The organism is Azonexus sp. GW821-FHT04F04, assembly GCF_059420025.1.
The window spans coordinates 252,595-265,315 of sequence record NZ_JBWKSX010000006.1; the positions used below are offsets into that span (position 1 = coordinate 252,595).

The window sequence follows — 12,721 nt, forward strand, 5'->3', positions numbered from 1 at the left end:
TAACCCTCGATAGCTCATGTCGCATTGCCGATCCTGGCCGTCCGGTTGCACCAAAGCCAGAACATACCCTGCATAAAAGGCACCCATATTGCGAACACCGCAAGCCGGACCTGAATTGCGCCGTCAACGCCGAAACGCGGGATTGCCCAAAAACTGGCAATCACCACGACAGCGCTCGTTGCTACCGTAAGCAGCATGTTCAAGCGAAAGAAACCACGCCCAATCCACTGCGGGGTCATGAGCAGCGCCAGGCTAAAACCAAGCAATGAAGGAAGTAGCTCGCGAAACATTGCCGCGCTTGGCGCGAATGCCTCGCCAGCCACAATGCCCACCAACCAGGGCGCAACGAAATAGGCAAGCACCCCGGCAACCAGCATGCCGCCAAGCACCCTCATCGCCAGCCGCCGCTGCTGCGGCCAGAAGGCGTCAGGCGTGGCTTTGGCCAACCCGCCATAGATCACCATCAGCGCACTTTGCGGGACAATCAGGAGCAAGCCCACCATCTGCTGCGCAAGCTGGTAAAAGCCAACATCCTGCGTCCCCAGATAGTTATTGATCAACAGAATACTTACCTGATCAAGCAGAAAGGCGCTAACCGTCGTCAGGTGAATCATTCCTCCCGAACGAATAACCGGCCAGACTTCGCGTGACGCCCAGGCGATGCTACGCCCGGCCAAACGCCAAAGCGGCACTACAGTCAAAAGCGCTACTAGCAACTGCCCCAGAAACTGGGAACCAAGTGCACCAGGGACACCCCAGCCCATCACCAGCAGGAAAACCAGGAAAATGCCTAACCCGATGCTACGCCCCCAGTATTGGGAGCGATTCAGAATGTCGGTACGCGCTGCGGCCGCCAGAATGTTCGATGCATACTGCTCCCAAACCAGCAACGGCACCGCCGCGAACGCCAGAGCCAGAATGAACGGGCTAAGTCCTTTGAACAACTCGCCAGAAGTCAGGAAAAACAAACCTCCAGCAGACCCGATCGCGATAGCGGACACCACTAAAGCTAATCCACCGAGCGTACCAATCTGTTCCGCAAGCGTTGGCTTAACCAGCGCAGACTGAAGTCTGTGCTGAAGAGCTTGCCCAAGGCTCAGATTAGCGAGTGTCGCAAACAGCGCAGCCCAAGCCATCGCGGCGGCAAATGCACCACGGCCTTCCGGACCGAGCAAGCGTGCTGAAATGAAAAGCGTCGCCAGTGAAAGCACCACGCCATAGCCTCGAGCGATGCTCATGTGAACGATGCGACGAAGGTCACTCATCACGTTCTCTCGGGTACAGCAAGGGCACTGGAGGCTTGTTTTGTCTTTGTCGGTAGCGTTCTTTGAATCACCGACTTGCCAAAGCTAATGCCGGGAAGTTCCACCCAACGAAAGACAGCATATGCGGTCATGTAGGCACATGTGGAAACGAACAGGAACATGAGAGCAACACGCAGGTAAGCCGGTAGCGCTAGTAGTTCAGGTTGAGACGAAAGAATCAGGCCTGAAGCGGAAATAAAAAAGCCGTGAAACAAATAAACACCGTACGAAGTATCCGAGGCGAATCGGGTAAGCCGGCTATTGAGAAGAGGCCTAATCCACAGCGGCATTCTATTTTCAGCCTCACACCAACCAAGAATAATCATGGACAACGCCAGAAGAGGAAGAACAACAAGCTGGCTCCCGTACCGATAATCTAGCGATACAAGAAATACGGCACAGGCCCCCAATGCGAGGCGGATACGATCGTTATAACTATGACTCAGTGTGCGAAAAATCAGAATGCCAGCAATGAAGTACTGCAATTTAAGTAAAATAAACGACGGCTCAGAATAATGAACAAATTCGGAGAGGCCAAATCCAATAATAATTGCTGCCAATCCAATAAACAGAGCAGTTCTTATAAAACCAAATTTACTCATTAAAATCCATAAAGCCGGAAAGACAAAATAAAACTGCATCTCAAGACTCAAACTCCAGTCCGGCAGAAATGTGGAGAATGAAAAGGACGGAAACAAGCCAAACAAGAAGCTAAGATGGAGTATTACGTTCTCAAGCGAGTATTCAATTTTAACTGGGTCATAAATACCTCCGCTTGGCCATTTAGCTGGATTCAGTTTCTGCAACTCCTGATACCCACCCAGAAAATAGCTACTTGTCACAATAGCGATTGCGAGGGAAAGATAGTAAGCAGGGGCAAGGCGAAAAAATCGCCTTAGCCAGAACCGAAACCAATTTCTTGTGGAAGTCAAAGGTTCGAAACTGTTTCTGGCAAACGCATTGGCCGCCATTAGATAGCCCGATATCATCATAAATAAATCAACCGCCATCTTGGGGGGGGGGAGTGGAATGCCATACCAATTACCCCAGATCATGCAATGCGCGGCGAGAACCCAAAATGCGGCTATGGCTCGAAATAAATTAATGAACTCATATTCTTTAACCACTTTCTACTCGTTCCTTTTGCGACACGGCACATCCATCTTCAGACCAATTGCCGTTGAAGATGAGCTGACGAGTTCAGCTTCAGTTGTGCTTCTGGCCACGATTTCTAATTACCGGCTTAATCACTGGAAATCGACTTAAGAAAAGCCTGCTCCAGATCGAGAAGATTCCGCTGGCGCTCCTTAACCTTACGCGCCGGTGCGCCAACGTAAACACCAAATGACTCGCAATCTCGCGTAATCAGAGAGAGCGCCCCAATGGCAACCCCCTCTGCAATATCAAGACCGGGCAACACAACAGTCCCACTACCGATGAGCGCATGGCGGCCAATTGTGACTGGCGCGGCGGTAACATTGGTGTATTCGGAAGGAACAGTGGGATTGGTCATGAACGCCCCGCTGTAGTCATCGTTACTTGAGTAAACGGCAGCTCTCGATGAAATACCAACGAAATCTCCAAGGGTAATTTTCCCTTGCCCAATCAGGAGCGCAAAGACAGCAATGTGGACGTGTCTGCCAATCTCGATCCCGCCCTCGCCGGCCGACAGAACACAAAAATCATCTATGCGGGAGAAATCTCCCACGCTGATTCGTTTGGTGTTGTAGAGCGATGCCTTGCGTGAAATCTTTACGCCCTGACCGCAGTAGGCAAAGCCAAGCTCGCGTAATTCATCTTCAGAGTAAAACGACATGTGTATTTTCCGTATCTCTAGGATTTTTGGGCGCTACGAATCAGCTCGCACACGCGGTCAACCGCATCGAGCGGGAGATCCGGGTATATCGGCAGGCACAGCACCCGGTTGGCGACATGGTGGGCAACCGAGAGGTTTTCCCGCCCGGCAGAGGGTAGGCTGCGATACATGGAAAACTCACTGATCAACGGGTAAAAATAGCGGCGGGCAAAAACGTCGTTTGCCTTTAGGTGGTCATAGAGTTCATCTCGGCGCAGCGGAAAATCCTGTTCAACAAAAATTGGAAAATAGGAATAGTTCATGCGCTCGGCGCAGTTGGTCTGGGCGATGGAAATGCCTTTCACGCCGCTCAGCGCCTCGCGGTAGCGCATATCGATTTCCTCGCGGCGACTGATCACTTCGCCCATGTGCTTGAGCTGCAGCAAGCCGAAAGCCGCCTGAATCTCGTTCATCTTGCCGTTGATACCGGGGGCGACAACTGTCAATTCATCGGCAAAGCCAAAATTCTTCAGGTAGTCGATACGCTGTTTGGTCTTTGCGTCAGGACAGATGATCGCGCCACCTTCAAACGTATTGAATACTTTTGTGGCATGGAAGCTGAGAACGGAAAGATCACCGTATTGCAGCACGCTACCGCCATTGCATTCGACCCCAAAGGCATGGGCCGCGTCGTAGATCACTTTGAGCCCGTAAGTATCGGCAATTTTCTGAATGGCTTCGACATCACAAGGATTGCCGTAAACATGCACCGGCATGATTGCCGTGGTCTGCGGCGTGATTGCTGCTTCGATTTTTTTGGGGTCGAGATTCAGCGAAATTGGGTCGATATCGACAAATACGGGCTTGATGCCATTCCACAGGAGTGAATGGGCGGTTGCCACGAAGGAATACGGCGTGGTGATAACTTCTCCAGTTATGCGCAGTGCTTGCAGTGCGGTAACGAGTGCAATAGTCCCATTTGAAAATAGGGCAAGATGCTTAACACCCAGATATTTGGCTAATTCGTCTTCAAGTTGCTGATGATATGGCCCACCATTGGTAAGCCATTTGCTCTCCCAAATTTGTTCCAGATATGGAACAAATTCTTCGAGCGGCGGCAGATATGGTTGTGTGACGAAAATATTTTTCATTCTTTTTGTCCAAAAATCGACTGGTGAAATTCAGTTGCTACCCGATTTATTCTTCTGGTTTCGCTCCCGATAGTGGCTAAGCAACACATCCGGATGACGTTCTGCACGAACTCCCAGGTAACGGAATTTTCGGAGCCTGTTCCAGTCGCCGGGCTCGTTATAGCGCCAGGCACGAATATCCCAAGGGATCGATCTGAACCAGCGGTGGTAAAAAATAGATGAAGTCGTAACCTGATTCACCGCGAATTTGGGGGCACTGTTGATGTGCCAATCGTCTGGTACTTTTTCGTATCTGAACGGATGCCAAATAATGTCGGCTCGTTTGTCTTGGGCGAATGCAACCAACTTGCTGATTCTGTCGTGAGGTTGCTCGTCGTCATCATCCAAATGAGTGATGAAATCACCGCGAGCCATCGATAAGGCGTGATTGACGGCCGCAGTACCAGCGACCATCCAGCGCAACCTTGGCTCTTCCGGGTAACTGCCCCGCTCCGGCAAATTGACGAATTCGACACGCTTGTCGTTGATCTTTGACATGCGCTCGACAGTGTCGTCAGTACAGCAGTCGCCTACGACGACAATTTGTAAATTGTTATAGTCCTGATTAATTATTGACTTTAATGATCGCTCGACAAGTAATTCACCGCGATTATAGGTAGCTATACAAACCGTCACGAGCGGTTTATGTTTTTCAAACACGGATTGATAATCTTCTGACGCCCTGTCTGATCGGAAATTTGACCGAGCCAGCCAGCCAAGATCAGACAACGACCGAAATGGCTCTTTTATTCTGATAATTGATTCTTTAATTAATTTTTTCATGGATATATTATTTTCAATAATCATAGAGATCATTGAAAGCCAGTTAGGCGCTCTCGAATATTTGAATCTACGGAACTGAGTAACGACTTCACAAATTCGGCTTGCAAATTAAATGCACTATTCGATTCATTATCTATGGAAGAAACCCTAAAAAGCATTCCGTCCGGTATCTGCCCATTTAGTCCGTAACTCATCTCAATTATTTTTTTCTGGATTCCAGTTTGAGTTACTCGATTTCCGACGGTTATCCAGTATGTGACCGGCTCGCGACGTTGCCCCAAGGTGGTGAGAATGCGTGTTACCGGAATCTGGCCAATTCCAACGTCAAGGGTGCCAAGTTCCTTGTTCTGCAGCGTAAAGCCCTGCGCTGGATAGCAAACTTCCGGCTTGTGCACCTGCATGGAGTCGCTTTGGTCATTGCCATAGGCAATGGATAGCATGATGCGATAGCCGCTGCCATTTACATAAGTGCGGGATAGCGTTTGGCTGTAAATCTTGTCGAGCATTTCTTTGGTTTGCGGATCGACAATTTGGGCACCTGATTGTTTTTCTTCTTGCCACTCGCCAAAGGCGTGCGGAATCATGGTTTCCAGAACCACCTTCGGCCCATGCTCAGCGATCTTGTGCGTTGGCCGCATGGCGATGGCGAGGCCAGCACTGGCCAGCATGAGCACGAGCAGGATGATGTTGCGGATAGGAAAATTCATGATTGCGCCTTGTTCAAGACGGCCTGCCCACGCCAGCGCTTTTCGCCAAGTTGCAACAGCGAATCAACGCCCATGATGATCAGCAACGCAGTGATGAACAGCACCATGCCGGCAAAGCCGTGCAGGAAGCCCTGCCCCGCTTCGTCGCCGAAGTGGTAGGTGATGAGCGTCAGCACCATGACGCGGATGACGTTGGCGGTGAAGGAGATGGGGATGATCAGGATGGCCAGCGCAACGTTTCTGAAGAACGAGTCGTGGCGAACGATGTTGAGGTAAAGCAGGCCGAGGGCTTCGAGGGTGAATAGCGTTTGCAGGCCGGCACAGGCATCGGCAACGAGCAGTTTGTACTGGCCGATTTGCAGGATGACGCCGGTGCGCGAGATGGGGTAGCCCACCCAGTAGAGGACGTTTTCGGCCACGTAGGAGACGGCCATCTTCATGGGCAGCGTAAGTGCATCGACGAAGGCACCGGGCAACGGGATCATGAAGAGCAGGAAGAAGAGCGGAAACCAGGCAGCGCCCAGGGCAGCCCAGCCGCGCATGATGAGCAGCAGGCTGGAGATGACGATGATTTGCGAGCCGACTTCAAAGAGCAGGATGTCTTGGGAGCGGCCGATGGTGTAGAGAAGCAGACCAAGGATGAAGAGCAGCCAACCGGCTTTTGAGGGCGCGGCGGGCATTTCGTGGATGCTCGGGCCTTGTTTCCAGAAGAACCAGAGGGCAACCGCCAGGATGATGGGTCCGTGCGCCTGTGCTTCGGTCGCCCAGATGGTGCCGGAGAGACCGACCCAGGTGGGCACGTAGAGCGCGATGAGGCCGATAAGAATGGGGAACCATTCGGCGATCGCCGGGCTGGATTGCGCCGTCAGTGCCAACGCTTTGTCTACTGTGGATTTCATTGCCAAACCTTTGCTGACTGAATGCCACGGTCAACCGGAATTTTTGCCAAAAAATGAAATGTCATAGGCAGTGCGTCTCGCAAAAACCGGGGATAACCCCCGGCATTTTTGCTGCGCAAAACGGAGGAGCGTCTGTTTCTATGGCGGAAACGCGCATCTGAAGAGCAAAGCGAGAAGGCACTGAACAGCATGCTGGTCTACCCGTTGTTGAGCACGGCACCGACGACGGCAACGCCGCTGTGCTGCAGCGAGGTGACGAAGGCTTGCAGGGCGGGGGCCGAGGACCGGTCCTTGCGAGCGACGACAACGGCGCCGCGGGTGCGTGCGGCAACGGTTTGGCTGTCGGCGGTTTCGGCGCCAGCCGGGGTGTCGACGATAACGATGTCGTACTGGCCGGCAGCGGTCGCCATCAGCGCATTGAAGACAGGGCGGGCCAGCAGTTCCTGCGGATTGGGCGGGGTGGCGCCAGCCGGCAGAACGGAAAGATCAATGAGGCCGGGAATGCGGGTGACGGCTTCGGCCAGTTCGGCCCGGCCGGCCAGCAGGCTGGAAAGACCGAGCTTGTTTTCGAGGCGGAACAGCTGGTGCTGGCTCGGGTTCCGCAGGTCGGCGTCGATCAGCAGCGTGCGTTCGCCGAGTTGCGAGAAGACGACAGCGAGGTTGGCGGCAGTGAAGCTGCGGCCTTCTGCCCTACCCGCGCTGACGACGGCCAGCGTCTTGTGGCCGATCTCTGCATCAAACCAGCGCAGCATGAGCTGGCTGCGCACGGCGCGCAGTTGTTCGACGATGGGGCTGAAGGGCTTGAAGGCGGCGACAACTTCTTCGCTGACGCGCTCGTCACCGGGCATCAGGTAGGGGTAGTCGTACTGGCGGGAGAGCGCCTGCTGGATATCGGCTTCAGAGAGCAGGCCGAGCTGGATGGCGGCATCGCCAAAGCGCAGGCCCTGCTCTTTTTGCAGCTTGAGGATGCGCTCGGCGGCCTCCGGCGTCAGGCGGCCGTTGTCGATGAGAATGGCGCCAATGGAGCGGCCGGCACCGGTGTCGAGTTTTTCGGTCATTGCGTTCATCTTTGATCAGGCCTTCGCTGCGGCCGGCTGATTGCCGGTATTGAGAGCGGGTTCGCGATTGCCACGGTCAACCGGATTTTTTGCCCAAAATCGAAATCCTCTTTTTGCCTTGGGCAACGCGGAATCGAGTTCGGCCAGCACAGGCAGGTCGAGCGCCAGGGTGAGGTCTTCGGCCGAGCGGATGCGGCGCTGGCTGAGCTCAAGCACCAGTGCAGCACCGACACCGAGCATGGTGCCGAGGAAGATGGAAACCAGCACGTTGAGGAAAACCCTGGGCTTGGAGTGCTGAGTCGGCTCGGTAGCCGGGCTGAGCACCAGCACATTGGTCTGCTGAGACTGGCCTTCGAGGTTGGTTTGCGTCATGCGCTGACCGACCGCCTCGTAGGCGCGGCGGGCAGTTTCGACGTCGTTGACCAGCACGCTGAGTTCGTCGCGCTGCGAGCGCAGGTCCAACACGCGCTTTTTCTGTTCTTCGATGGCCTTCTTGAGCTCATCCTGTTTGACGGCACCGAACTTGTTGGCGACGGCTGCACCACCGGAAATGCGACCGATTTCCTGGCGCAATTGCTGGCGCTGTTCTTCGATCTGGGCTTCAAGCTGCAGAACTTGCGGGTGGTTCTTGCCAAAATTGCTGCTGATCTGCGAAAGCTGCGATTCGGCGCGGGCAATTTCGGCCTTGAGGCCCTGGACCAGCGGATTCTGCAGCACTTCAAGCGAGAGTTCGCTGGTGCCGCTCTTTTGCCGGCTGGAGGCGTCGGCGCGCTGGGCCTGGGCGGCAGAAAGCTGCATGGTCAGGTCGTTGAGGCGCGCTGTTTCGTTGTCCATCATGCGATCGTCGGTAACGACGATGCCTTTTTCCTGCTGGTAGGCAGAAAGGCGGGACTGGGCTTTTTCCAGCGCGGCGCGCAGGCCCTTCTGGCGCTCTTCAAACCAGGCGCTGTATTGGCGAGCCGGTTCGACGCGCATTTCGATGGAGGTGTCGATGTAGGCCTGAGCAAAGGCGTTTGCAACGGCCGCGGCAAATGCCGGGTCACCACCCGAAAAATTGACGTTGATGACATTGCTCTCGCGAGAGGGCTTGATGTCGAGCTTCTGTTGCAGGATTCCGGCGTAATAGCTTTCCAGCGTACCCTTGCCTTCGCTGGCTTCCTTCCAGTTCTCGACAGCCTGGGCACTCTTTTCGAAACCAAGCAGCTTGACGACGCGGGTGGCGACGCGGTCGCTGTTGATAATGTCCATCTGCGTCGCCATGTAGCCGGGCGCCATCATGCCCTGCATGATCATGCCGGCGATGGGGTCAGGCGATTTGACGTCGATGACCAGCGAGGTTGTCGCGGTGTATTCCTTGGGCAGGATCAGGCTGATGACCAGCGTGGTCAGTACCGTGACGCCAAAAATCGACAACGCCAGCTTGCGGCGCGCCCAGAGGATGAGGAGAAATTGCTGAAAAGTCATGCGTGGCTTTCGGTGATCTTCTTTTTAGAAGAAGCTTTCCTGGACGTAGAGAACGTCGTCGGCTTGAATGAGGTCGGACTTTTCCGGGGAGATGATCTGCACCTTGCCATCCGGACCGCGACGGTGAATGCGCAGGCCGCGCTCGGTGCCGCGAATGGTCGTTCCGGCGCTCTGGGCCAGGCCCTGCAGCACGGTCATGTTGCGCTCCAGGCGATAGGAGCCGCCGCGCTGGACTTCACCGTAGATGTAGAAGACCGGGGCGCGATGAACGTAGATGATGTCGCCGCCCACCACGGGAATGTCGAGATCGGTGTTGCCGCTGATGAACATGGCGGGGATGTCGATTTCCTGGCGGTAAGCCTTGCCGTCGCGCATGCCGGAAACAATGATCACATCGGCGCCGCCGGATGGGATGGCGCCACCGGCCGTGGCCAGCATGTCGGTCAGGCGGGTGTTGCCGGTTTCGATGGGGTAGCGGCCCGGGCGATTGACCATGCCGAGGATGGAAACCTGGTTGCCCTTGAACTGCATGAGCAGGATGTTGACCTGCGGCTTTTGCACAAAGCCGCCTTCGCGCAGCTTGTTGGCAATGGCCAGCTCGGCATCGGCAATCGACAACCCACCAAGCTGCACGGCACCGATCAGCGGATAGGTGACCGAGCCGCTTTCGGCAACGCGGGTTTCGACGGTGAGGTCCGGGTTCTGGAAGACGCTGATCTTGATCGCGTCGCCAGCTCCCAGCCGGTAGTCAACCTGCTTGCCCTGCGCCTGGGCGCCGGCGATCAGGCCAAAGGTGACGAGAATGCCGAGGAGAAGTCTGTTTAGGTAGCTCATGGATGCTTGGTTTCCGCTTTACTTGAGACCGGCAATGCCTTTGTTGACGGCCGCCTCGGTGGGGTTCGCCGCGGCCTTTTGCGGCGCTTCGGCTGGTGCAGGTGCAGCAGCGACGGCCGGCGCCGGTGCGACGAATTCGCCAACGTATTCGATCTTGGCCTTTTCGCGCAGCTCCTTCATGGTGCTGCGGGCGGCTTCGGACTTTTGCTTGTTGTTGATAAAGTTTTCGATGAAGGGCTGGGCCTTGATTTCATCCATCGGCTCGGACTTGCTGGCCAGTACGGTAATGAAGGCGACTCGGCCCTGATTTTCGATCATCTGGACCTGGCCATCCTTGGCCTGGGCCAGGCGCGGCAGCAGTTCGAGGGCGAGTTGCTCGGCCGCCTTGACGCTGACGCCACCGGTAACTTCAACACCCTTGGCCTTGAGGCCGCCGACAACCTCCGCCACGGAGGCCTTGCCGGTGCCCAGTTGCGCCTTGATGCCGGCGATGATTTCCGGAGTAGCGGCAAAGGCGACTTCTTCAATGCGGTAGATCTTGCGGTTGGCAAACAGCTCAGGGTGATCGTTGTAGAACTTGCGGACTTCGTCAGCCGACGGCTTGGCCTGTTTGGAAACCTTTTGTTCGATGAAGGCGCGGGCGAGAATTTCACGGCGGGCGCTTTCGATGGCCTGCATGACATTCGGCGTGCGCTCGAGCTTGGCTTCCATGGCCTGCTGCACGGCCAGTTCCTGGTCGATCAGGCTTTCGAGTACCTGGCGCTTGGCAGCTTCGGCCTTGGCAGCCGGAATGTTGGGGGTGCGCTGGAGCACGAAGTTGATCTGATGAACGGAGATCTCGCCGTCATTGACTTTTGCGGCAACCTGGCTGGCGGCTTTTTTCTCGGGCGGACGATCGCCGCAAGCGCCGAGCACCAGGGTGGAAAGAACGATGGCAGAGATGGTTTTGAGCTTGTTCACAGGTTCACCTTAAAAATGGTTGCAGCGGATTCTTGAATGGCGTTGGTCACGTCAGTACTGGGCGCTGAGCGAGACAAAAGTGGTGCGGTCTTTGTAGTCGTAGCGATCGTCATTGACGTTGCGCTTCTCGTAGTTCATGCCGGCCTTTATTTCAAACCAGCGTAAGGGTCGGTAGCTGATATCAATGCCGGCCCGGGTTGTCTTGTCTTGACGCGACTCGACACCGGCCGGCAGGGGCGCTATTTCACCGTGATAGCTGCGCTTGCCATAGCCCAGGCGGGCGCTGGTGGAGATTTTGTCGGTAGCGGCCCAGCGGGCGCCAAGGTTGAGTTCGTCGAGCTCGTAATAGCTGGAGGTGATTTGTCTGAAAGGCGCCTGCGCTTCGCGATAGCTGCCCTGAAAACTTTCCAGACCATGTTTGTAGCCGAAGGTCAAATTACTCTTGCCGGTCGCAGCATAGACAAGATCCAGGTTGCCGGCCCAACCGCTGTAGTCGCGCGAGACAAAATGGTCGTGTTTGCGTTCGAGGTATTCGAGCCGGCTGCGCAGTTGCGTTTTGCCGGTAAGTAACCAGCTGGCTTCGAGGTCAATGCTGTTGTGCGAAAAACCGTTGTCGGCCTGCGCGGCAGCATTGAACGGGCGATTCGAGTAGCGGCCGTCGAGCTGCCTGATGCGCAGCGCCACCGTGTTGCCGGAAACAGGGCGAAAACGGACGCCGTAGTTGAAGCCACTGGCTTCGTAATCGCTTTCGGCCAGGAGAGCCTGCTCGTTGGTTACGCTGTTGCGCGATACACCGAGGAAGGCGGCCCAGCTGGTGTGAAACCAGTAGTTGGCGGTGAAGCGCTCATTCTCGATCAGGCGGACGTTACGCGCCCGGTAGTTGTTGGTGGTGTAGTCGGAATAAGTGTTGAGCGATTCGGCGCGATCCAGCGCAAACTCGCCCGTCCAGCGGGTGCCGACAGCCCACAGCCACTTGCCGTCGTAGTTCAGGGCCAGGAAATCGAGGTAGCTGTTGCGCTTGTAACTGGTGTCGGCAAAACTGATATTGCCAATCAGCTGCTGCCGGCCAACCATCTTGTTGAGATTGAGGCCCAGCGAGGTCATGGTAATGGTGTCGGAACGCCCATCCAGACCGTAATTAGCCGGGTTGGCGTTGGGCGCCAGACGGAACATATTGTTGTCATGCATCATCGTGACAGCAGCACTCAGATTGACGACATCGCCCTCGTTCGCCACCGCAGCGGGAGCATGAACAAGCACGGAGGCCGCAGATGCGATCAGGATTTTTCGGCATGACATCATTCTTGAAATGTTACCACATTGCACTGCAGCATTTTTAGCCGGGATAGCCGACAACACCAATGAAAGAACGGGTTTTGACCCCACCAAAGCTGACAGACCATTCAATATGCATGAACAGACCGGGCGGAATTCTACTTCTCGCGCAGGCACCCGCAACAGCCCATTCAGACTAATCCGTGATTATCTTTACAATTTGCCGTCATAACCAAGAAACGCTTGCGTCATTTTGACGCAGCCAACCCTGAAACAATATCCGACGCGTGTTGCATTCCAATGACACCTGGCCGGTGGGAGAGGATCGGGGTAAGTCGTCGCCCCTTCCCCTTATTCAGGGATACCGGCCCTGCGGGCAAGCCCCTCTGAAAATCGGTTGATTTCGAGGGGCATTTTTCTTGGGGTTATTGCGCTGCAAGGATTTTGAAGGA

12 protein-coding genes are annotated in these 12,721 nt (G+C 55.3%); all 12 read right to left on the minus strand.

Features of this window, described 5'->3' with window-relative positions; all coding sequences use genetic code 11:
- Positions 1-14: 14 nt before the first annotated feature.
- The 12 genes from AC07TV_RS13925 to epsL all read right to left on the minus strand — a co-directional run bounded on the left by AC07TV_RS13925 (position 15) and on the right by epsL (position 12,254).
- Positions 15-1,265 (minus strand): lipopolysaccharide biosynthesis protein, encoded by a 1,251-nt coding sequence (locus AC07TV_RS13925; protein WP_494648965.1) that lies wholly within the window; start codon positions 1,263-1,265, stop codon positions 15-17.
- Positions 1,265-2,431 carry an acyltransferase family protein gene (locus AC07TV_RS13930; RefSeq protein ID WP_494648966.1) on the minus strand — a complete coding sequence of 389 codons (1,167 nt, stop codon included), beginning with the start codon at positions 2,429-2,431 and terminating at the stop codon, positions 1,265-1,267. Before AC07TV_RS13930 ends, AC07TV_RS13925 begins: the two co-directional genes overlap by 1 nt.
- Before the next feature lie 116 nt (positions 2,432-2,547).
- Positions 2,548-3,120 carry an acyltransferase gene (locus AC07TV_RS13935; RefSeq protein WP_494648967.1) on the minus strand — a complete coding sequence of 191 codons (573 nt, stop codon included), beginning with the start codon at positions 3,118-3,120 and terminating at the stop codon, positions 2,548-2,550.
- Between the two features lie 17 nt (positions 3,121-3,137).
- Positions 3,138-4,250 carry a DegT/DnrJ/EryC1/StrS family aminotransferase gene (locus AC07TV_RS13940; protein ID WP_494648968.1) on the minus strand — a complete coding sequence of 371 codons (1,113 nt, stop codon included), beginning with the start codon at positions 4,248-4,250 and terminating at the stop codon, positions 3,138-3,140.
- A gap of 30 nt (positions 4,251-4,280) precedes the next feature.
- Complete coding sequence (locus AC07TV_RS13945; protein ID WP_494648969.1) at positions 4,281-5,072, minus strand: glycosyltransferase family 2 protein; 792 nt, start codon at positions 5,070-5,072, stop codon at positions 4,281-4,283.
- A gap of 29 nt (positions 5,073-5,101) precedes the next feature.
- Positions 5,102-5,779, minus strand: a complete 678-nt coding sequence (epsI, locus tag AC07TV_RS13950) for an exosortase-associated protein EpsI, B-type (RefSeq protein ID WP_494648970.1) — start codon at positions 5,777-5,779, stop codon at positions 5,102-5,104.
- A complete protein-coding gene (xrtB, locus tag AC07TV_RS13955; protein ID WP_494648971.1) occupies positions 5,776-6,678 on the minus strand; it encodes an exosortase B in 903 nt (300 codons plus the stop codon). The genes epsI and xrtB overlap by 4 nt, the downstream gene beginning before the upstream one ends.
- A 197-nt stretch (positions 6,679-6,875) precedes the next feature.
- Positions 6,876-7,736: a chain length determinant protein tyrosine kinase EpsG gene (epsG, locus tag AC07TV_RS13960; protein WP_494648972.1), complete on the minus strand. Its 861-nt coding sequence runs from the start codon at positions 7,734-7,736 to the stop codon at positions 6,876-6,878.
- 15 nt (positions 7,737-7,751) lie between these two features.
- Positions 7,752-9,200 (minus strand): chain length determinant protein EpsF, encoded by a 1,449-nt coding sequence (gene epsF / locus AC07TV_RS13965; RefSeq protein ID WP_494648973.1) that lies wholly within the window; start codon positions 9,198-9,200, stop codon positions 7,752-7,754.
- A gap of 24 nt (positions 9,201-9,224) precedes the next feature.
- Entirely contained in the window at positions 9,225-10,034 is an 810-nt protein-coding gene (gene epsE / locus AC07TV_RS13970; protein ID WP_494648974.1) for a polysaccharide export protein EpsE, read from the minus strand.
- An 18-nt stretch (positions 10,035-10,052) separates the two neighbouring features.
- Positions 10,053-10,994, minus strand: a complete 942-nt coding sequence (locus AC07TV_RS13975) for an EpsD family peptidyl-prolyl cis-trans isomerase (protein ID WP_494648975.1) — start codon at positions 10,992-10,994, stop codon at positions 10,053-10,055.
- A gap of 51 nt (positions 10,995-11,045) precedes the next feature.
- Positions 11,046-12,254: an XrtB/PEP-CTERM-associated polysaccharide biosynthesis outer membrane protein EpsL gene (epsL, locus tag AC07TV_RS13980; RefSeq protein ID WP_494648976.1), complete on the minus strand. Its 1,209-nt coding sequence runs from the start codon at positions 12,252-12,254 to the stop codon at positions 11,046-11,048.
- Positions 12,255-12,721 lie beyond the last annotated feature (467 nt).

Bases quoted from the DNA above. Each gene is read 5' to 3' on its own strand.
- AC07TV_RS13925 (WP_494648965.1), bottom strand. From the start codon at position 1,265: ATGAGTGACCTTCGTCGCATCGTTCACATGAGCATCGCTCGAGGCTAT.
- AC07TV_RS13935 (WP_494648967.1), bottom strand. From the start codon at position 3,120: ATGTCGTTTTACTCTGAAGATGAATTACGCGAGCTTGGCTTTGCCTAC.
- AC07TV_RS13940 (WP_494648968.1), bottom strand. From the start codon at position 4,250: ATGAAAAATATTTTCGTCACACAACCATATCTGCCGCCGCTCGAAGAA.
- AC07TV_RS13945 (WP_494648969.1), bottom strand. From the start codon at position 5,072: ATGAAAAAATTAATTAAAGAATCAATTATCAGAATAAAAGAGCCATTT.
- epsI (WP_494648970.1), bottom strand. From the start codon at position 5,779: ATGAATTTTCCTATCCGCAACATCATCCTGCTCGTGCTCATGCTGGCC.
- xrtB (WP_494648971.1), bottom strand. From the start codon at position 6,678: ATGAAATCCACAGTAGACAAAGCGTTGGCACTGACGGCGCAATCCAGC.
- epsG (WP_494648972.1), bottom strand. From the start codon at position 7,736: ATGACCGAAAAACTCGACACCGGTGCCGGCCGCTCCATTGGCGCCATT.
- epsF (WP_494648973.1), bottom strand. From the start codon at position 9,200: ATGACTTTTCAGCAATTTCTCCTCATCCTCTGGGCGCGCCGCAAGCTG.
- epsE (WP_494648974.1), bottom strand. From the start codon at position 10,034: ATGAGCTACCTAAACAGACTTCTCCTCGGCATTCTCGTCACCTTTGGC.